At 62.1% G+C, this 20,069-nt stretch carries 16 protein-coding genes and 1 pseudogene; 7 read left to right on the top strand and 10 right to left on the bottom strand.

What is annotated here, in order from left to right:
• Positions 1 to 4 precede the first annotated feature (4 nt).
• Both RhoBH5_RS09495 and RhoBH5_RS09490 read left to right on the top strand, forming a co-directional pair.
• Entirely contained in the window at positions 5 to 1,627 is a 1,623-nt protein-coding gene (locus RhoBH5_RS09495) for an MFS transporter (RefSeq protein ID WP_030536082.1), read from the top strand.
• A 237-nt stretch (positions 1,628 to 1,864) separates the two neighbouring features.
• Entirely contained in the window at positions 1,865 to 4,192 is a 2,328-nt protein-coding gene (locus tag RhoBH5_RS09490; protein WP_042446441.1) for a putative bifunctional diguanylate cyclase/phosphodiesterase, read from the top strand.
• 1 nt (position 4,193) lies between these two features.
• Here the strand turns inward: RhoBH5_RS09490 and RhoBH5_RS09485 are convergent, their stop codons facing one another.
• Positions 4,194 to 5,318 (bottom strand): GGDEF domain-containing protein, encoded by a 1,125-nt coding sequence (locus tag RhoBH5_RS09485; RefSeq protein ID WP_064113656.1) that lies wholly within the window; start codon positions 5,316 to 5,318, stop codon positions 4,194 to 4,196.
• 121 nt (positions 5,319 to 5,439) lie between these two features.
• Complete coding sequence (locus RhoBH5_RS09480) at positions 5,440 to 6,879, bottom strand: amino acid permease (RefSeq protein WP_030536080.1); 1,440 nt, start codon at positions 6,877 to 6,879, stop codon at positions 5,440 to 5,442.
• Between the two features lie 151 nt (positions 6,880 to 7,030).
• On the opposite strand from RhoBH5_RS09480, the pseudogene RhoBH5_RS09475 reads away from it, so the two are divergent.
• Both RhoBH5_RS09475 and RhoBH5_RS09470 read left to right on the top strand, forming a co-directional pair.
• A pseudogene (locus RhoBH5_RS09475) lies at positions 7,031 to 7,414 on the top strand (PucR family transcriptional regulator ligand-binding domain-containing protein); the annotation flags it as partial.
• Positions 7,415 to 7,849: 435 nt separating this feature from the next.
• A complete protein-coding gene (locus tag RhoBH5_RS09470; protein ID WP_270008303.1) occupies positions 7,850 to 8,590 on the top strand; it encodes a PucR family transcriptional regulator in 741 nt (246 codons plus the stop codon).
• On the opposite strand, the gene RhoBH5_RS09465 is transcribed toward RhoBH5_RS09470, so the two are convergent.
• From RhoBH5_RS09465 to RhoBH5_RS09455, 3 genes are all read right to left on the bottom strand, one after another.
• Complete coding sequence (locus RhoBH5_RS09465) at positions 8,566 to 10,002, bottom strand: aldehyde dehydrogenase family protein (protein WP_270008192.1); 1,437 nt, start codon at positions 10,000 to 10,002, stop codon at positions 8,566 to 8,568. The genes RhoBH5_RS09470 and RhoBH5_RS09465 overlap by 25 nt on opposite strands.
• Positions 9,999 to 11,372 (bottom strand): 4-aminobutyrate--2-oxoglutarate transaminase, encoded by a 1,374-nt coding sequence (gene gabT / locus RhoBH5_RS09460; protein ID WP_270008191.1) that lies wholly within the window; start codon positions 11,370 to 11,372, stop codon positions 9,999 to 10,001. The genes RhoBH5_RS09465 and gabT overlap by 4 nt, the downstream gene beginning before the upstream one ends.
• Positions 11,373 to 11,490: 118 nt before the next feature.
• On the bottom strand, positions 11,491 to 12,297 hold the full coding sequence (locus RhoBH5_RS09455; RefSeq protein WP_003942939.1) for an alpha/beta fold hydrolase: 807 nt from the start codon (positions 12,295 to 12,297) through the stop codon (positions 11,491 to 11,493).
• A gap of 75 nt (positions 12,298 to 12,372) precedes the next feature.
• On the opposite strand from RhoBH5_RS09455, the gene RhoBH5_RS09450 reads away from it, so the two are divergent.
• Positions 12,373 to 13,134 (top strand): DUF2127 domain-containing protein, encoded by a 762-nt coding sequence (locus tag RhoBH5_RS09450; protein WP_003943067.1) that lies wholly within the window; start codon positions 12,373 to 12,375, stop codon positions 13,132 to 13,134.
• Here RhoBH5_RS09450 and RhoBH5_RS09445 read toward each other — a convergent pair.
• Positions 13,118 to 14,257 (bottom strand): cation:proton antiporter, encoded by a 1,140-nt coding sequence (locus RhoBH5_RS09445; protein ID WP_270008190.1) that lies wholly within the window; start codon positions 14,255 to 14,257, stop codon positions 13,118 to 13,120. The two genes, RhoBH5_RS09450 and RhoBH5_RS09445, sit on opposite strands and share 17 nt — an antisense overlap.
• A gap of 7 nt (positions 14,258 to 14,264) precedes the next feature.
• Positions 14,265 to 14,627 (bottom strand): hypothetical protein, encoded by a 363-nt coding sequence (locus tag RhoBH5_RS09440; RefSeq protein ID WP_030536076.1) that lies wholly within the window; start codon positions 14,625 to 14,627, stop codon positions 14,265 to 14,267.
• Positions 14,628 to 14,899: 272 nt separating this feature from the next.
• Between RhoBH5_RS09440 and RhoBH5_RS09435 the strand changes: the two genes are divergently transcribed.
• The gene (locus RhoBH5_RS09435; protein ID WP_042446430.1) at positions 14,900 to 15,346 is read left to right on the top strand and encodes a cupredoxin domain-containing protein; all 447 of its coding nucleotides are present in this window, start codon (positions 14,900 to 14,902) and stop codon (positions 15,344 to 15,346) included.
• A gap of 81 nt (positions 15,347 to 15,427) precedes the next feature.
• Positions 15,428 to 17,218, top strand: a complete 1,791-nt coding sequence (locus tag RhoBH5_RS09430) for a CocE/NonD family hydrolase (protein WP_075834679.1) — start codon at positions 15,428 to 15,430, stop codon at positions 17,216 to 17,218.
• Positions 17,219 to 17,251: 33 nt separating this feature from the next.
• Here the strand turns inward: RhoBH5_RS09430 and paaI are convergent, their stop codons facing one another.
• The 3 genes from paaI to paaZ form a co-directional block, all read right to left on the bottom strand.
• The gene (gene paaI / locus RhoBH5_RS09425) at positions 17,252 to 17,620 is read right to left on the bottom strand and encodes a hydroxyphenylacetyl-CoA thioesterase PaaI (protein WP_046380079.1); all 369 of its coding nucleotides are present in this window, start codon (positions 17,618 to 17,620) and stop codon (positions 17,252 to 17,254) included.
• Between the two features lie 66 nt (positions 17,621 to 17,686).
• Positions 17,687 to 17,998 carry an EthD family reductase gene (locus RhoBH5_RS09420; protein WP_003943191.1) on the bottom strand — a complete coding sequence of 104 codons (312 nt, stop codon included), beginning with the start codon at positions 17,996 to 17,998 and terminating at the stop codon, positions 17,687 to 17,689.
• A 6-nt stretch (positions 17,999 to 18,004) separates the two neighbouring features.
• Entirely contained in the window at positions 18,005 to 20,047 is a 2,043-nt protein-coding gene (gene paaZ / locus RhoBH5_RS09415; RefSeq protein ID WP_270008189.1) for a phenylacetic acid degradation bifunctional protein PaaZ, read from the bottom strand.
• Positions 20,048 to 20,069: the final 22 nt, after the last annotated feature.

Below are 20,069 nucleotides of genomic sequence, written 5' to 3'. Positions count from 1 at the left end.
CACGATGGGTGACGGACAGGTTGCTGGTTCGACGACGCAGGCGGGTTCAGGATTGGTTCTCACGGTGTTGGCATCCAGCCAATTCCTGATGACCTTGGACAGTTCGGTCATGAATGTTTCGATGGCAACCGTCGCCGAGGACGTCGGCACGAGCATCACCGGCATTCAAACCGCGATCACGCTGTACACCCTGGTCATGGCGACTCTGATGATCACGGGCAGCAAGCTGGGGTCGATGATGGGTCGTCGCCGGGCCTTCGCGCTCGGCTTGATCATCTACGGCGCAGGTTCTCTGACAACGGCGCTCGCTCCCAATCTTGCGGTCCTGCTGATCGGATGGTCGTTCCTCGAAGGCGTCGGTGCGGCACTCATCATGCCCGCGATCGTCGCGCTCGTCGCCACCAACTTTCCGGCGCAGAAGCGCCCGGCTGCCTACGGTCTGGTCGCTGCCGCCGGCGCGATGGCCGTGGCGGTCGGGCCGCTGATCGGCGGCGCCGCGACGACATTTGCGTCATGGCGTTACGTGTTCGTCGGCGAAGTCGTGATCGTTGTCCTGATCTTGCTGGTGCTGAGCAAGGTGGTCGACGTCCCACCGTCGAAGTCGCGCCTCGACTACGTCGGATCGATCTTGTCCGTGGTGGGACTGGGCATGATCGTCTTCGGTGTACTGCGCTCGAGCGAGTGGGGTTGGGTGCAGGCCAAACCCGACGGACCGCAGTTGGTCGGGCTTTCCCCGGTGGTGTGGCTGCTGATCGCCGGGCTCCTGGTCGTGTACGGATTCCTGCGCTGGGAGGGACGCCTGGCCGCTGCGGGGAAGGAGCCGTTGCTTGATCCGGCGATGCTGCGAAACCGCGAGCTCAGTGGCGGGCTGTCGATGTTCTTCGCGCAGTTTCTGGTGCAGGCGGGCGTGTTCTTCGCGGTTCCTTTGTTCTTGTCCGTAGTTCTGGAACTCAGCGCTCTCGAGACCGGAATTCGCATCCTGCCGTTGTCGGCGGCGCTCGTCGTGGCGGCGATCGGTATTCCGAAGCTACGGCCTACCGCGAACCCGCGACGCGTGGTCCGAGTCGGATTGTTGGTCATGGTCGTCGGCATTCTGATGCTCGTTGCAGGCATGGACCCCGGCGCCAATGCGGCGATCGTGATGATTCCCATGCTGTTCATGGGTTTCGGCTTGGGGTGCCTGTCTTCGCAGCTCGGAGCCGTCACGGTGTCCTCGGTCCCGGACGAGCGCAGCACCGAGGTCGGCGGGTTGCAGAACACCGCCACCAACCTCGGCGCTTCCTTGGGAACTGCCCTGATCGGATCGGTTCTCATTGCCACTCTCACGACGTCGGCGATCGCCGGAATCGAAGACAATCCGGCGGTTCCGACATCGGTGCAGCAGCAAGCGAGCACCGACATGGCCTCGGGCGTGCCGTTCCTGTCGACGACGCAACTCCGATCCGCTCTCGATGACGCCGGCGTCGCCGAGTCCACGGCGGATGCGATCGTGGACGTGAACGAAGAAGCCAGGCTGGACGCGTTGCGTGTCGCTTTTGCCGTGGCAGCGCTGCTCGCAATCGCCGCGTTGTTCCCGACCGCTCGAATCCCCCGCGTCGCGGTCGGCGACAAACGTGGTTCGAGCTAAGAATCAGCAATCGCGGATCGACCTGGACGATCGACGGAACGACCTCTGGATATAGTGATCTGCGCACAATCGATTCGTCAGATGGCTACCGTTGTGAAGGAAACAAGCAGCGAGTCTGAAACACTGACGTTTCACCGGATAAGGGTTCGGTGGGGAGCCAGGGGAGGTTCGGATGGCCAGGCGAGCGGATTCGACGCCCGCTGATGGCGCCTGCGCAGATGTCGGGATGCCTCGCTGATGAGCCGTCCGAGTCGATTGGGCAGGCAAGATCCTGCTTCGGAGGCCGACTGCAACAGCCTGTTTCGCCGTCAGATAGACGAAGCTGCAGCCGTCGCGCCGTTCGCCAATCTTGCGTACATGGCGAGTTTGGTCGTGATTCTGACCTACACCGTCCCGCCCGGACGTCAGACGCTCAGGTGGTTGGGTGGCGCCCTCATCTTTCTCGTCCTCGCGAATTCGATCCGAGTATGGATTCCCCTTCGCTGGCGGCCGTCGAAGCACACCCCGCGCTACGACTACGTGGGTCTGCTCGTCGAAGTGATCGTGGTCGCGACCCTCGACGTCACACTTTTCGCTCTGCTCTTTCACGACATGGACGTCTTCCGCGACTTGGTTCTGATCGCGACGATGGCCGGGATCATGGGCGCCGGGACCGTGACGTTCTCGAGTCTGAGATCGGTGAGCCTGACCTGGATCTACATTCACGGCCTCGGCGTCTTCACTGTTCTCGTCGTCCACGCCGAACCCCACTTTCGCATACTTGCGATTCAGTTGTGCATCTACATGTTTGCGCTCACCGTAGGGGCGGTCTATCTGTCGGCCTCTTTCCAGAGACGTTGTCTCGCAGAGTTTCAGGCGGAATCCGAGCGTCAGACTGTGGCGTTGTTGCTCGACGGTTTCGAGGGCGGTTCCCGCGACTGGCTGTGGGAGTGCGACACCAACGGCCGGTTCTCCCACACCTCGGCACGTCTCGCCGAGGTCGCAGGTATGACGGTGGACGAGTTGCAGCAACTCACCTTCGGACAACTCCTCACCAGACTCCAGATCGCATCGAGTCCGGAGGGGCGTGCGGCCGCGGCCCAGATGATCGACAAACTCGAATCGAGTGCTCCCTTCCGGGACACTGTCGTGCCGGTGCATGTCGACGGTAGGCGACGCTGGTGGTCTCTTTCCGGCAATCCACGGGTCCTCGAATCCGGCGTGATTCTGGGTTGGCGCGGTGTCGGTTCCGACATCACGGAGAGGTATGTCCACGAGCAGGAGATCCTTCGCCTTGCGGCCACCGACTCGTTGACCGGGTTGCCGAACCGTCGTGCGTTCGGAGTGGCGCTCGAGGAAGCGATCGACTCCCGCGCGCCGGAGAAGCAGGTTCTCGTCGGGATTCTCGACCTCGACAACTTCAAATCGGTGAACGACACCCTTGGCCATCCGATCGGGGACCAATTACTTCTCGAAGTCACGAAACGCCTTCGCGACGTGATCGGTTCGGACATGTGCTCGCGGATGGGCGGTGACGAATTCGGGCTGATCGTCTGCACCTCTTCGCGCGACGATCCCGGTGTGATCTTCGATCGGTACCTGGAAGTGCTGCACGAACCATTCTTCGTCGAAGGCAATCGGATCGAAGTGCGGGCCACGATCGGTTACTCGAGCGCGCCCGAGGATTCGACGGACGCCGACGGATTGGTGATGCTGGCGGATCTGGCTCTGTACGAGGCGAAGTCGACGGGACGCAATCGAGTGGGTAAGTTCTCACCGCTGCTGCGGGCGAGGGCATCGGCGCGGGCGACGGCGTTGCACGAGCTGGACAGAGGGATCGAGGAAGGGCAGTTCGATCTCCATTACCAGCCTCAGGTCGACACTCAGACCGGTGAAGTGGTGGCCTTCGAGGCTCTTCTTCGGTGGAACCATCCCAGCCGCGGCCTCATCGGGCCCAGCCAGTTCATCTCGGTGGCGGAGGAAACCGGAATGATCATTCCCCTCGGCGCGCAGGCAATGGCGATGGCGACCGCCGCTGCTGCGGGGTGGCCGACCGGAATTGGCGTCTCGGTCAACGTTTCACCAGTGCAGTTGGTGTCGCGAGAGTTCGGTGCGATGGTGAAGAAAGCGCTGACGGATTCGGGCTTGCCTCCGCAACTGCTGCAGCTCGAAATCACCGAGACAGGTGTTGTGGACGATCGCGCGATCCGGGATCTCTACAAGCTGCGTGAGCTCGGGGTCACCGTCGCACTCGACGATTTCGGCACCGGCTATTCGTCCTTTGCCACGCTCCAGAGACTTCCAATCGACGTTCTCAAGATCGATCGCATGCTGGTCACCGACTCGGACGATCCGAAGATGTCCGTGGTGAAGTCCATTGTCGAATTGGCCGCGGCCCTCGGTATGAAATCGTTGGCCGAGGGCGTGGAGACCATCGAGCAGTTCCGCCGCGTCCAGTGGGTCGGGTGTGACCTGGTCCAGGGTTACCACATCAGCAAGGCTCTGACCGCTGAGCGCGTCGATGTGTATCTTGCCGCGACGGACACGGAAACTGGGCGCAGCGTCCACCCACTTACGTGGCTGTGAATCAGATCTGAGCCGAGCGGATCGTATTACCGCCTGCCGCTTTCGCTTGATACATCATCGAATCCGCGACATTTGTCGCCGCCAGGATTGCGGAAGCACCGCCGCTCCACGCCTTCGATTCGGCGGTCATCATCACCGCTCCGACGCTCACCGTTGTGGGGATCGCGTCGGAACAATCCGACAGCGCCGCGTTTATCCCTTCGATCAACAGGGTTGTCGATTCGGGATTGCCGGCGATGACGGCCAGGTATTCTTCCCCGCCGGTTCGAGCGATGACTCCGCGTTCGCCGAGATGTGTGCTCAATCGGTTCGCGGTTCTCCTGATGACATGATCGCCTTCGGCATGACCGTGAAGATCATTCACCGTTTTGAATTTGTCGATATCGACGACGATGAAGGCGAGAGATGAAGAATCGTCTCGGGCGCTCTCGAAGAGATCGCCGACTGCCCCTTCCAGTCCCCGACGGTTGAACAGTCCAGTGAGGGGATCCCGGTCCGAATACTGGGCATCGCGGTAGAGAGTGCGCCAAGTCAGGTGCGCAAAAATGGGAACGAGTGTGACAGCTCCGAAAAGAACGGTGCCGCGGGCCAGAAGCGTCGTGATATCGACGTCGCCTTCCAGATATGCAAGAACGAAAACGGTAGTCGTGACGGTCGTCGACCAAACGACATGAGCGACAAGCCACTTTGCGCTGACAAAAAGCGTCGCAAAGGTTCCGGTGACCGCGAAGACGATGCAACCGAACGTCCCGGACGAGCGATCCGGCACCAGGAGGACGGCAGCCGCGATCCCGAGATCTGCGAATATTCCGAATGCAAGCAACCCCCGGCGTCCGGGAAACGGTTGTGTGAACCAGCATGCGGCGATTCCCACACACGTACAGATCATGAAAATCGAAAGAGCTTTGCCGGGTGTGGTCGGCGGCGTATCCGGACCGATCAATTTGTAGAAAGCGGACAGTCCGAAGATGATCGTCATCATTCCAAGCAAGGTTCGGAAGATCGGAATGATTGCCCGGCCGGATCTCTGGTGCTTTATCCACTCGTAGTCGTGTGGTTCGTTGAACCATTCGTGAAGTGTTCGCCAAGAACTGTGCCCCTCGGAGGCGATGACAGGGCTCGGCATGCTGTCCATTTTGCCTTGAATTTAGGTAAAGAGAAAATCTATGTTCGACCGCTTCCATCGGATCGGCTCTTTTCGGGGAAGAGGTTCAATTATCGAGTCGAGCGCTTACTCGATGCTTGTTTCAAGCCTTCTTCGAACTGCTGTGTGCGTTGTTCGAGGCGGTCGCGAACGATCCGACTTTTCGCGTACGAGACTTTCTCACGCCGTAAGCGGCGAGGATGACCCCCAGCGCGACCAGGCTTTGGACGAATTCCGCGCGCGTGGGTTCGTTGAGACCCATTCCCACCAGGATCACGAGAATCAGACCAGTGACCACTATCGGCAGGCCGGGATACAACCAGACACGGAATTTCAGAATCTCGGGGCTTTCGCGTTCCCATCGGCGTCGGAGGCGTAGTTCGGATACACAGATCAGGATGTAAACGAACAAGCAGATTGCGCCCGACGAATTCACGAGGAACAAGAAAATCGTATCCGGCCAGATGTAGCCGGCCGCGATACAGAAGTACCCGGCCACGGTGCAGGCGAGTACGCCCTTCACCGGCACGCCGCGGCTGTTGGTCCGTGTCATCCAGGCCGGCGCGTCGTTGTAGACGGAGAGTGCGAAGAGCATCCGTGACGCCGTGTACAGGCCGGAATTGAGGCAGGACAGCACCGCGACCAGAACCACGAGATTGAGAATGTCGGCGGCGCCGGGAATTCCGAGCAGGTCGAGTGCGGAGATGAACGGAGAATCGCCGACGACGAACGAATCCCACGGCAGCATCGTCACGAGGAGGAAGGTGGCGACAACGAAGAAGGCGAGAATGCGGAAGACGACCGTGTTCGTGGCCCGCCTGATCGCTCCGGCGGGTTCGGCGGATTCCGCTGCGGCGATCGTGACAAGCTCGGCTCCGGTCATGGAGAAGATCACGGCGACAACGCCCACCAGTACGGGGGTGAAGCCGTTCGGCAGAAATCCTCCGTGGCCGGTCAGATTGCTGAAATCGACTTCACTGCCGGGCCAGATGCCGAAGACGAACAGACTGCCGAGCACGATGAAGCCGATGATGACGGCGACCTTGATACCCGCAAACCAGTACTCGGCCTCGCCGAAGTTGCTGACGGAGAGAAGATTGACCCCGGTCATCACCAACAGGAGTACCGCTGACATGAGCCAGAGCGGGACACCATGGATCCACCGGGAGAGCAAGGTTGCTCCGACGACGGATTCGATGCCGACGACGATCACCCAGAAATACCAGTAGAGCCAGCCAGTGGTGAAACCCGCCCAGTCGCCCAACGCCATGCGGGCGTATTCGGTGAACGATCCCGTACACGGCTTGGCCACGGCCATTTCGCCGAGCATGCGCATCACCAGGAACACGATGATGCCGCAGATCGCGCACGTGATGACTGCGCCGGGGCCGGCCTGGTTGATGATTCCGCTCAGCCCGACGAAGAAACCGGCGCCGATGACGCCGCCCATGGAAAGCATGGTCAGGTGACGCTTCTTCAAGCCTGTTTTGAGTGTCGAATGAACGCTGGCGGCTTCGGCTGTTTCGGTGCTGCTGTCGGGCATCTGGGCTCAGCTCCTATTGCATGACGCGATCAGTTCTTTCGGAGAGACGCTAAGCTCATCGTGTGATCCAGAACATGGACTTGATGTACAAATCTGAACTGGAAACTGTCAGTTCTGTCCACTGCCCATTTATCCACTGCCTTTCTGTTCAATGTCTTCGGAGGTTCCGGTAATGCCGATGACTGTCCGGCGCCTGGCGGCCACCACCTCGCTCGGCCTCACGATCGTTGCCGGTCACGACGACGTGGATCTGTCGATCAGCTGGGCGCACGCAATCGAATTGCAGGATCCGACCCGTTGGCTCGCCGGTGGAGAGCTTGTCATGACGACGGGGCTGCATCTACCGCGTTCGGCGACAAAGCAATACGAGTAAGTCGAGCGCATCGCGCAGACCGGTGCGGTGGCACTGGCGTTCGACACCGGCACCGTGCACGAGAGGGTGCCGGACGCGATCATCAGGGCCGGCGACGAACTGGGTTTTGCCGTGCTTTCCGTCGCCAAGGAGACGCCGTTCATCGCCATTTCGCGGGCCGTGATCGACGAACTGACCGCCGACCAGATACGAACGGTGCAGGCGGTGGTCGACGCGCAGGAGAAGTTGGCGCGTGCCCTGCTCGACGGGGTGCCGGCTCTGATCACTGCCCTGGGTCGAGCCGTTCACGCAGCAGTCTGTGTTCTCGATCGGGACGGCGCGGTGCTGGCTCTGACGGAAGGTGCGAGTTCGTCTCTGCCCGAACGCATCAGGGAGCGATCAGGTAAGGAGCGCAGCCGGATCGTGGTGGACGACGACGGCCATCTGGCCATTCACCGCCTTGCTGTGAGCGGCACGCTGGCCGTGGCGTCCGAGGCCGCCTTGGATCAGTCCGAGCGATTGTTGGTGGGCCACACGGTGTCGCTGTTGACCATCGAGCTTGCCAAGCCGTTGCGGGTTGTCGATGCCGAACAGCGGCTGAGGTTGGCCGTTACGACGATGGTGCGCCAGGCCGGCGGTGACGTCGACGAAAGTCTGTTGCGGTACTTCGGATTCGAATCCGAAACCACGGTGGTGGCAACCGCCTTGACCGATGTCGGACCTTTGCTTGCGGCCACCGACATCACTTCAGCGGCCCTGGAAGAAGAGTCGGTGCCGTACCTGTTGGCCCCGCTGACTGACGGAACCGGTGTGTGGTTCGTCGTGAAAAGTGAAGTTGCGGAGAAGGTCACGCGCAGTGTGTATGCGAGAGTACGGGAGAATTCACGCCGGAGTATCAACGGTGGAATCGGTGGCGTCCGGCCGATTAGCGGTGTTGCGGCCAGTCTGCGCGAGGCTGTCTCTGCTGCCAAAGTGGGGCAGGTCGAAGGACACACACTCGTTCCGTTCTCGGAACTCGGGACTTTCAGTCTCTTGTTGAGTGTGCAGTCGAGCGATGTTCTGCAGTCGATCGCGGCCAGCGGTCTCGGTGTGCTGGAAGGCTACGACGCCGAGAACGGTTCCCGTCTGGTGGACTCGATCGAAGCGTTCCTGCACCACAATGGTCAATGGGAATCCGCTGCAGCGCAATTGGGTGTTCACCGGCACACGCTGCGTAACCGCATGGACAAGGCTGCCGAGTTGATCGGCCGAGATCTCGATTCCGCCCACACCCGGTCCGAGTTGTGGATCGCACTCAAAGCTCGTGAACTGCTGCAGGCGGAATCGAATTCAGATCACGCTCGGCCGCCCCTGAGATAGACGGTGGTGGTGTGAGTGAAGAACTCTCGTGCCGCGTCGCCTTGTTCCTTGGGCCCGTATCCACTCCTCTTCGCACCGCCGAAAGGTACGTGGGGATCAGCGCCCGCCGATTCCGAATTGACGTGCAGGATCCCCACGTCCAGATCGTCGACACCGGCAAGTGCACTGGTCAGGTCTTGCGTGAACAATGCTGCGGACAAACCGAATTCGCCCTCGTTCGCCAAGCGGAATGCGTCTGCGGTTGTTGCTGCCCGCTGCACCGCCAGTACCGGGCCGAAGAGTTCCTCGAACCACAGTTCGGTGCTCGACGGTAGTTCCAGCACTGTCGGTTGGACGTAGTAGCCCGACTGCGGCGCTTCGGCGGTGGCCACAACCCTGGCGCCGCCGTCGACGGCTCGATTGATCCCCTCGATGATCGACTGCTGCGCGTATGCGCTGACCACGGGACCTGTCGTGACGTCGGGATCGAGTGGATCTCCGACTCTCAGTTGCTTGACTTCAACGGTCAGCCTGGCCAGGAATTCCTCGGAGATGGATTCATGGAGCACCAGACGTGAAGTGGCCGTGCATTTCTGGCCGGTTGACCGAAATGCGCCCAGCATCACCTGCTCGACCGCAAGCTCGAGATCTGCGTCGGCAAGTACGACGGCTGCGTTCTTTCCACCCATTTCCGCCTGTACCGGAACTCCGCGCGCCGCAGCAGATCCCGCGATCTTTCGGCCGACGCCGGTGGAACCGGTGAAGGTGACGGCGTCGAGGTCCGGGTGATCGACCAGCGCTTCACCGGCCGCGCTGTCGGCGAGGATCATGTTCAGGACTCCGTCGGGTAGGCCCGCTTCGGTCAGTGCCTGCGCGAGACGGAAGGCCAGAAGGGGCACCGCGGCAGCCGGTTTCCAGACGACGGTGTTTCCGTACACCAAGGCAGGCGCAATCTTCCATGCCGGGATCGCGATCGGGAAGTTGAACGGCGTGACGACGCCTACCACGCCGAGAGGTTTGCGAGTGACGAGAATCTGCTCGCTGCTACGTGGGGAGGAATACACCGTTCCGGTCTCGCGGTCGGCGGCGTTGCCGTAGTAACGCAGAATCTGCGCTGCGCGGCGCACCTCTCCGATACCCTCGGCCAGCGTTTTCCCTTCTTCGCGGGTGAGTTCTTCGCCCCAGGCCTCAGCGTTGGATTCGATGATTTCCGCTGCGCGAGTGAGGTATGCGCCGCGTGCGGACATCGGCAGGCGGGCCCAGTCATTCGCGGCGATGCGGGCGACGCGAACACCGGTCGCCATTTCGGAGGCACCGGCGCGGCCTCCGGTGGCGACAACCTCGTCGGGACGGGCCGGGTTGGTGTCCGTCAGTGTGCCGTCGCTGCCCGTGACCCAAGCTCCGCCGATCAAGCTGCGCACTGCGACGCTCATCGGACTGCGGCCACAGCGTCGCGAAGAATACCGAGTCCTTCGGTCAGCAACTCGTCGGAGATGCTCAGCGGTGGGAGGAAACGGACGACGTTTCCATAGGTGCCGGCGGTGAGTAGAAGGAGACCGTGCGCGTGGGCGTAGCTGACGATCTGGGCGACGGCCTCGCGATTCGGAGCCTTGTCCTCGTCGTGGACGAGTTCGATTGCAATCATGGCGCCGCGTCCGCGAATGTCGCCGATTACGTCTGTGTCCGAAGCGATTTCGGACAAACCTGTGGTCAGAATGTCGCCGATGTCCTTGGCGCGGTCGAGGAGCCCTTCCATCTCGATCGTCTCGAGAACTGCCAGGGCGGCCTCGCAGGCAACGGGATTGCCGCTGTACGTACCGCCGATACCACCGGGATGCGCGGCGTCCATGACGTCGGCACGGCCGGTCACGGCGGCGAGTGGCATTCCGCCGGCGAGACCTTTTGCGGTTGTGATGATGTCGGGGACGAAGTCCTCACTCTCGCTGGCGAACCAGGCTCCGGTTCGTGCGATACCGGTCTGGACCTCGTCCACGACGACGAGAATGCCGCGCTCACGGCAGAATTCCGAGATTCGCTTCAGGAATCCCGGAGCGGGAACGATGAAACCGCCCTCACCCTGAATCGGTTCCACGACCACAGCGGCTACCGATTCGGCGCCGATCTGAGTGTCGATCGCAAGACGGAACTGGGCGAATGCTTCGTCGGCCGCGTTTTCGGGGCCGCTCGGCCAACGGTAGGGGTATGCCATCGGAACCCGGTAGACCGCTGGTGCGAACGGGCCGAATGTGGCCTTGTACGGCTGGTTCTTGGCTGTCATCGTCATGGTCATCAACGTGCGACCGTGGAATGCGTGGTCGAAGACGACAACTGCCGGGCGACCGGTGGCGGCACGTGCGTATTTCACGGCGTTCTCGAGCGCTTCGCTGCCGGTGTTGAACAGCGCTGTTCGCTTCTCGTGATCTCCCGGGGTCAGGCGGTTGAGCGCTTCGCAGACCTCGAGGTACCCCTCGTAGGGGTTTGCGAGGAAACACGTATGGGTGAACTGACCGAGCTGGCGCGTGGTGCGTTCGACCACGCGCGGCGCACTGTTTCCGACGGTGGTCACGGCGATGCCGCTGCCGAAGTCGATGAACGAGTTGTCGTCGACGTCGACGACAACTCCTCCGCCCGCTGCGGCAACGTAAATGCTGGATCCGCTGGTCAGCCCGGCCGGCAGTGCGGCGCTCCGGCGCTTTGCCAAAGCGCGCGAGTTGGGGCCGGGCACTTCGGTGACGAGGCGTCGTATCTGGGGAAGGGTCGGTCCACCGATGCACGTTTCCGTGCCGTGCTCGAGAATGGTCATCGCAGTGCCTCCAGTCGTTTTCCGAACTGTAGGACGGCGATGAATGATCCGGACATGGCCGGATTGTCGAGTGGCTTCTATCTTATAGGACGCCGCGTCCAGCAGGTTGTCCAGCAGGTTACTGTGCGAAACTGCCGAGGAATCGTTGCAACAGTGGGTTGTACACCTCAGGGGCTTCCCAGAACGCTGCATGCCCCACACCGGGAATCACGTGATACGTGCCCTCCCAGAGATTCGCGAAGGTCAACGACGCGACATACGACGTGTTCACGAACGGGTCCTCGGCGCCGTCGATCACCGCGAGAGGCACAGACGCCGTTGCAACCAGAGCCTTCTGATCCGATTCGCGGCCGGCGCCGAATGCGTCGAACATGATCTTGCGAGCGCGTCCGTCCGTGCGTATCGCGGCGTCGAGGGCAGCCTGCTCGAAGGGAACGGCGGTCATTCGTGCGTAGAGTTCGGCTTCTTGCGCGGTGATGACCTCGGTGCCGCCGATGGACAATCCGTCGCCGGCATTGAAGGCGTCGCCGAGCGTCTCGGGATTTGCCGGCGGCGTACCGGTGATGACGATTCCGGTGAGCCCGGGGAATTTCGCGATCAACTCGAGAGCGATGTGTCCGCCGAGCGACCAGCCGACGACAACGGCTCTTTCGACGCCGAGTTCGGTCAGAACATCGACGATGGCGTCGGCGTAACCGTTCTGCGTGTATGCGGCTTCGGGATCGCTCGCGTCCTCGGAGTCGCCGTGGCCGAGTAGGTCCAGAGTGATCATGCGGTAGTCGCCGGCCCAGTCGGCGTCGACCTGATGACGGAAGATGGAGCGGCTGGCCGAGTTCCCGTGGATGAAGACAACCGGAAAACCGTCGGTGGCACTGTCGTCGACTGCCATGACGCCATGCCGGGTTTCGATCTTGGTGGTTGTCATCGGAATCCTCATCGTTCGAAGTGCACGGTCAGCGGGTATCCACGCTACCGGGCATATGCGGCATAGAGTTCACCCGTGGACTTCGCATTGCGCTCGTGCAGTTGGCACGGTCACGAGACCTACGCTCCGGACGAACCTGAGCTGCGGGATCGACTACATGTGGATACTGCGGTGGGTCAGGCGTGGCGGTGCCTACGTTGCGGCAACTTCGTCCCGGGAGCGCCCCGAGCATCGGGACCGGCGGACGCCGCCCCCGAGGTTCCGCGGGGGAGGCTGCTTCGCGACCGGTTGATCATGCGACTTCTCGCCACCGAGAGAATGTTCCGCGCTCTGGGTTTGGTTCTTCTGGCGATCGGTGTGTTCGAACTGAGATCGTCGAAGGGTCGCGCCGAGGACGCCTTCGAGAACGAATTGCCGTTGATCAGGCCACTTGCCCGTCAATTGGGCTGGAACATCGACGATTCCAAACTGGTCCATCACATCGAGCAGGCGTTTTCGTTGTCCGCTACGACGCTCACCTGGATCGCAGTCGGGCTGTTGGTCTACGCCGGCCTTCAAGTGATCGAGGCAGTCGGCCTGTGGATGGTCGAACGCTGGGGCGAGTACTTCGCGGTGGTGGCGACCAGCTTGTTCCTGCCCCTCGAAATCTACGAATTGACCGAGAAGATCACGTGGTTGAGGGCCGGGTTGCTGCTGGTGAACATCGCTGCCGTCGTATGGCTGATCTGGAGCAAGCGACTCTTCGGTGTCCGCGGCGGCGGCGCGGCGTATCACGCCGAACATTCGGAGGAGAGCTTGCTGACGGTGGAGAGGGCCGCGGTCAAGCAGGCTTCGTGAGACCAGCTTTCGACGCGGCAGCACCCGCCAGCGTTGCTGCACCGATCGTGATCATGGCGGCGAGGAGGATGGCTGCGGGTTCACCGTCGCCCATCACCCCCAATTGAGTGCCCACCGTAACTGCGGCAACCGGTACTCCCAGTTGTGCGGCGGACAGCACGCCGAGAGGGAGCGGGAGACCGAGGGCGCGTATCGCGGCGTGAACCACGAGAGTTGCTCCGCCCAAGACCAATCCGAGCCAGATGGCGGACGGATGGGTGACGAGGTCGCGCAGATTGATCGCCGCTCCCAACCAGACGAAGAAGAGGGGAGCGAAGAAGCCGTCGGTGATGGCGAAGAGCTGTTTGGCGAGGCGGCGGGGTTCACCGATCGCGGCAAGAACGAGCCCGAAGGCGAAGCCCGCGAGCATGATCGACACGTGAGTGCTCGACGCCAGCGCTGCCAGAGAAAAGAGGATCACCAGATTGATCCGGAGTTCGAGTGCAAACTTTCGTTTCTCCGAGAATTTGTGGAGCCTTCGCCAATGGCCGGACCGGTGGAAGGTTCGCAGTACGAAGAACAAGGCAACCGCACACGCCGCCACAGCCAGTGCGCCGACACCGGCACGAGGGGCATTGTCCGGATCGATCACCAAAGGCAGCGCAACAATGCAGACGGTGTCCGCGATCGCGACCTGGGCAGTCATCTGCAGAACCGAGGTTCCACCGAGCCCCAGCGAATCGACGATGGGGAGAATCAACGCCGCGGACGACGACGCGATCAGGACCGCGTACAGCGCGGCGTGACCGGTGCCGAATGCCGTCGCCGCACCGTAGCCGGCAACAACCGACAGAAGTCCGACGACAACCGAGCGAACGGCACCCTTGCCGATTGCCGCACGGACTGCCGGATCGCGGACCGGGACGTGTGAGCCGGCCACCATCATCGTGAGCGCGAATCCGATATCGGCCAGGAACGTGAAAGTCTGGTCCGAAGAGTCGAGCAGCCCGAAACCGGTGACACCGAAGACGACGCCCGCGGCAAGTTCGCCGACCACCACGGGGACATGCCAGCTGACGCGAGCGCCGAGCAGCGGGCCGAGAATGCCGGCCAGCGCGACGAGGGCAAGGATGCCGAAGGTCATCGACGACCTACGAGTTAACTGTCGAGGGTGCGATCTTCGCGGGGATGGCGGTGTTCTCGTCCACGTGGTAGCTCGCACAGACACGGTGGTAGCCGTCGGCGATCTGCGCCGGTACTCCGGCGCGGAAGTCTCCCTGCACCAGCAGGATCGGCGACAGCGCGATCCCCTTGCGGATCTTCAACAGGTCGGCAGCAACGTGTGGGTTGTCGACAGGCAGCAGGGGTAGCCCGGCAGCCCGCAGGATGTCTTTGGCCTTCTTCGAGACCAGCGTCGCCGTCTCGAGGGCGTACACGAGAGCTTGGACCTGAACCGGCGTCGCGCCCAACTGGAGGTAATCGCGGGCTGCCGGGTAGTCGTGCTCGTCCGGCAGGTCCTTCCAGAGAACGGCGGGAGCCTTCTCGGCTACCTTCGGCTCTGCTGTCTTGGGAGCCTTGGGCTGCGCTGCCTTCGACGCCTTCGGCTGGGCTGCCTTCGACGTTTTGCTCTTGGCCATCTGTGCTGTTTCCTTCAGTGTCGGTCCGCGAGTGGAGCTGGTGCAGAAATCGTGCACTATCAGCGCCGCAGGCACCACATCGGAGCTGTTTGGCCCCCTAGGCGGCGGGTAATCAGCAGACTGCGGGGGAACGAGCAGGAGGCGAAGCAATGAAGCGGATTCTCGCAGTGCTCGCAGCGCTGATCCTGGCGGTGTTCGCACTGACCGCGTGCAGTGACAACAACGATTCGTCGGACAACGATTCGGCCGATCACGACGGCATGGGGATGACCAGTATGCCGATGACCAGCATGCCGACCAGTATGTCGATGCCGAGCATGCCTCTGGGTATGTCGACGCCGGGAGCGTCGTCGATGGGAATCGTGATCAGCGGTTTCGAATATTCGACGCCGGAGTCGGTGATGCCCGGACAGGTACTGACCATTCAGAACAACGACACCGTCGAGCACTCGGTCACGTCCGATACCGCGGGGTTGTTCAACGAGGACATCGAAGCGGGTGAGACGGAAACCATCACGGTGCCGAACGAGCCTGGAACGTACACGTTCCACTGCACCTACCACCCGAGCATGCACGGCACCTTGACGGTCAAATAGAGGTCGGCTCGGTCTGGCGTGACTTTCGCGAGAAAAAGTTGGCGGCACGCGCCGGATTGAGCTGGTGGAGAACAGATCCGGGTGTACGGTTTTCAAGTGCGCCGGAGAACAGCGATCAGTGTCGTCACGCTCGTGGTTTGCGCCCTCGGCTTTTCGCCGCCGGCGCTCGCGGATTCACCGAACGGCTCGTATTCGTCACAGCTGCTGTACTTCTCGGTCGATGTCGGGCCTGAACTCTCGACGCCGTGCACCGTCGTCGGTGAACTCTTTGTTCCCGATGGCGTCGACGCTGACAACCCAGCTCCCGCGATCCTGACCACCAACGGGTTCGGCGGTTCGTACAAGGACCAGATTCCGGCCCTGCAGAACTTCGCCGAGAACGGGTATGTCGGACTGACGTATTCGGGATTGGGTTTCGGCGGCACGAGTTGCAAGATCACACTCGACTCTCCCGCATACGACGGTGTCGCCGCTTCCCAGTTGGTCAGCTTCCTCGGCGGCCAAGAAGGGATTGCCTTCACGGATCAGGCTCTGACGCAGCCCTATCCGGCGCTCACCACGGTCGTTCAGGACTCCGTCGATCACACCGGTGCACCGTCGACGAACGACCCGCGGGTCGGAATGACGGGTGGCTCTTACGGCGGCGGCATTCAATTCGCCGCCGCGAGTGTCGATCCCCGCATCGACACCATCATCCCCATGATCACCTGGAACGATCTCTCGTATTCTCTGGCGCCCAACAGCACCGGGACCATCTCCGGAGTGTCGACTGCGGAGCCGGGAGCAGCGAAGGTGCTCTTTGCATCGCTGCTCTTCGGCGCGGGCATCGCGAATCCCGGTGTGGACGGTTACATCGCAGATCCCGCACGGCTACCCGGCTGCCCGAACTACGTCCCTTACATGTGCAACGCGATCGCCGAGGCAGTGGTGACCGGCGATATCGGACCGCAAGTAGTGAGTGAGCTCCGAGCGTCGTCGGTCTCGTCGTTCGTCGACCGGATCAATATTCCGGTACTGCTTGCTCAGGGGCAACAGGACACCCTGTTCGATCTGAACGAGGCAACCGCGACTTACGACGCGCTGAAGGATCGTGGCGTCGATGCCAAGATGATTTGGCATTCGTGGGGGCACAGCCACTTGGCCGCTGCGCCGGGCGAGTTCAGCTTCTCCGCACCCGACGAGGATACCCAGTACGAGACCGGTCGCTTCATGGACTGGTTCGATCACTACCTCAAGGACGAGAACACGGAGACCGGCCCGGAATTCGCGTATTTCCGCAACTGGATCGACTACGAGGGAAACGCGGCACCGGCCTACGCGACGTCCGACACCGTCGATGTCGGGACCGCTCGCGCCTTCCATCTGTCCGCTGACGGGGGACTGCTACCGGACGGCACGCCGGTGATACCGGGTTCGAAGACGATCGTCACCGCACCGGCTGGGCTGCCGACGGGCGTAGAGCCACTCAATATCAATCCGGCCGGAAACATTCCGAATGCACAGATTCCGGGAACCGAGGCGCTCTGGACCACTGCGCCGATGACCGAGGCGATGGACGTGGTGGGAGCCCCCACTGTGACGCTGCGTGTTGCGGCGCCCGGACAGCCGGTGGTGTTCGCGAAACTCTACGACGTGGCTCCGGACGGAACTTCCTCGCTGATCAACGGACTCATCGCACCCATACGCATCAGTGATCCGTCGCAGCCGGTGCCGGTGACGATGCCGGCGATAGTGCACCGATTCGAGCCAGGGCATTCCGTGCGTCTCGCGATCACCGGTGGCGACATCAGTTTCCGTGGGGGACTGCAAGGTATGCCGGTGACGATCTTTGCCGACGGTTCCGGCCCCCTCGAACTTCCCGTCGTGGGCTGATACACCGTGGGCTGATACACCGTGGGCTGAATTTCAGCGGGTGATGGTTCGACTGTCGCCGCGGAACTCGGCCACGACGGTGTCGCCATTGCGAACGGTCACGTCGTAGATCCCACTTCGGCCGCCTCGAGCCTTCTCGGTGGCGACCGCGGTCAAGGTGTCGCCCAGACGGGTCGGACGCAGAAATCTGATGTCCGCGCGCGCTGCAACGGCTGAATCCTCGTAGCCGTTGCAGGCGAGCGCAAACGCGGTGTCCGCGAGCAGGAAAACATAACCGCCGTGTGTGATTCCGTGACCGTTCACCATGGTTTCGCCCACGGTGACGGTCACGGTTGCGCTACCGGGCGCCAGCTCGGAAATCTCGATACCGAGTGCCTGCGATGCCTGGTCCGCGTCGAACATCTCTCTGGCGGTGATGCTTCCTGTACTCACGAGACAACTCCTGTGTGATCGGGAAATTGCAGGGGTCTAGAGGACCGAGACAACTTCCTGGACATACATGTCGACCGTGCCGGTGGCAAAGTTTGCGACATCTTTTCCAGCGGCGCCCATCTCCGGGGACTTCAGGCCGCTCTGCATCGTCTCGAGATCGGGAAACACGAGGTTGGCGACGGCATAGAAGACTGGATCGGAGCCGTCCAGCGTCGAGCACTTGCTGAACGTGAAGTCCGAGAGCCCTGGCACTGCGCTGGCGAGCGGGACGTGGATCTCGTTGTAGTACTTGTCGAAAGCCTCCGGATCGGTGGGGCGTCCGTAACACACTGCTACTCGATAGGTCATGTGCTTTCAATTCCCTTCGGGGCGAGTCTTGGCTACCAGAGTCAGGACGTCGTATGTCGCGACCGGATCGTTGTCCTGGTTCGTCACCACGGCGTCCCAACGAACCTCACCGTAGTCTGCGCTGCTGCGAGGTGTGATGGTCTTGGCTGTGAGGGTGACCGTCAGGCTGTCTTCGGCTTTGACCGGAGTCAGGAACCTGAGGCTGTCCACGCCGAAGTTCGCGAGAACCGGGCCGGGAGCCGGGTCGACGAACAGGCCCGCAGCGAGTGAGACAACAAGATAGCCGTGCGCGACGATGCCGCCGAAGAGTGGATTCGCCGCAGCGGCCACCGGATCGGTGTGAGCGTAGAAGGTGTCACCGGTGAACTCTGCAAAATGATCGATGTCTGCGAGTGTGACCTGGCGCGGACCGCCGACAACAGTGTCACCGATCTTCAACTCGGCGAGACTCTTTCGGAATGGATGTTCGGATCCGGTCGTGCGCTGCGATCCGGTGAACCAGCGCTCGCCGACTGCGGTGAGGACGTCGGGTGTGCCCTGTACGGCGGTCCGCTGCATGTGGTGCAGAACTCCGCGGATGCCACCCAGCTCCTCACCGCCGCCGGCACGGCCGGGACCGCCGTGTACGAGGACTGGAAGGGGAGAGCCGTGGCCGGTGGATTCCTTGGCGTCGTCGCGGTTCAGGACGAGCACTCTGCCGTGAAAAGCTGCGAGGCCCAGCACCAGTCGACGTGCGATGTCGGTGTCGGTAGTGACCACCGAGGCGACGAGGCTTCCCTCGCCACGGGCCGCGAGTTCGATCGCATGATCGATGCCGTCGTATCCGATGACGGTGCTGACGGGTCCGAAGGCCTCCAGTTCGTGTACCTCGTGCGCATTCTCTTCCGCCCGGAGAAGGACTGGGGAAAGGAAGGCTCCTGACTGGCCGTCGGCACCGACCACGTCGACGTTGTCCGGGTCTCCGAATACGATAGTTGCCGACTTCGTCAGACCGCGAATGGATTTCAAGACCTCGTCACGCTGTTCGATGCTGGCGAGAGCTCCCATAGTGACGCCATCAGCATCGGGGTGTCCCACGACCACTTTGTTCAGTCGCTCGGATGCGGCATCGACAACGGCGTCGACCAGCGAGAGCGGGACCAGGGCGCGCCGGATCGCCGTGCACTTCTGGCCCGCCTTGACCGTCATCTCGGTGACGAGTTGTTTGACGTACAAATCGAATTCGGGCGTTCCTGGTACGGCGTCCTCGCCGAGGATCGACGCGTTGAGTGAATCGGCTTCGGCATTGAAATGGACGCCCTTGCCGACGACGTTCGGGTGAGCACGCAGCGTTGCCGCGGTGTCGGCGGATCCGGTGAATGCCACTGAGTCCTGCCCGCCGAGGTGATCGAGGAGGCCGCGTGCACTACCGGAGAGCAGTTGGACGGAACCCTCTGGGAGCAAGCCTGACTCGATGATGCGCCGGAAGACGAGTTCGGTGAGATATGCCGTGGAACTGGCAGGTTTGACGATGGACGGCACCCCCGCGATGAATGCCGGTGCCAGCTTCTCCAGGAACCCCCACACCGGGAAATTGAAGGCGTTGATCTGCACGGCGACGCCGCGACGTGATGTATAGATGTGTTGCCCGAGGAAGGTTCCGCCTTTGCCGAGAGGCTCGACGTTTCCGTCCAGAAAGACTGTGCTGTCGGGCAATTCGCGCCGAGCCTTGCTCGCGTAGCTCAGCAGGGTCCCGAATCCGCCGTCGATGTCCACCCCGGAATCTCGCGTCGTCGCACCGGTGGCAGTGGAGAGTGTGTAGAACTCGGCTTTTCCTGCCATCAACGTGAGGGCGAGAGCCTTGAGCGCGCCGGCACGTTCGTGGAAGGTCATCGCGGACAGTGCAGGCCCGCCGACCTCGCGGGCGTACGTAACCATCTCGGCGAGGTCGATGCCGGTTGCGGAGATCCGGGCCACCTCCGATCCGTCCACTGCGCTCGGCAACGGGGTACCTGCGTCCGGTGCGGCGTACCACTGACCGGCCACATAGCTTTCCAACAGTCTGCTCACGACAACTCCATATCACCGTACG

It is taken from the genome of Rhodococcus sp. BH5, assembly GCF_027583855.1.
Taxonomy (GTDB): Bacteria; Actinomycetota; Actinomycetes; order Mycobacteriales; family Mycobacteriaceae; genus Rhodococcus_F; species Rhodococcus_F qingshengii.
The sequence above is the reverse complement of the archived record's forward strand: the minus strand, read 5'-3'. Positions and strand labels throughout refer to the sequence as shown.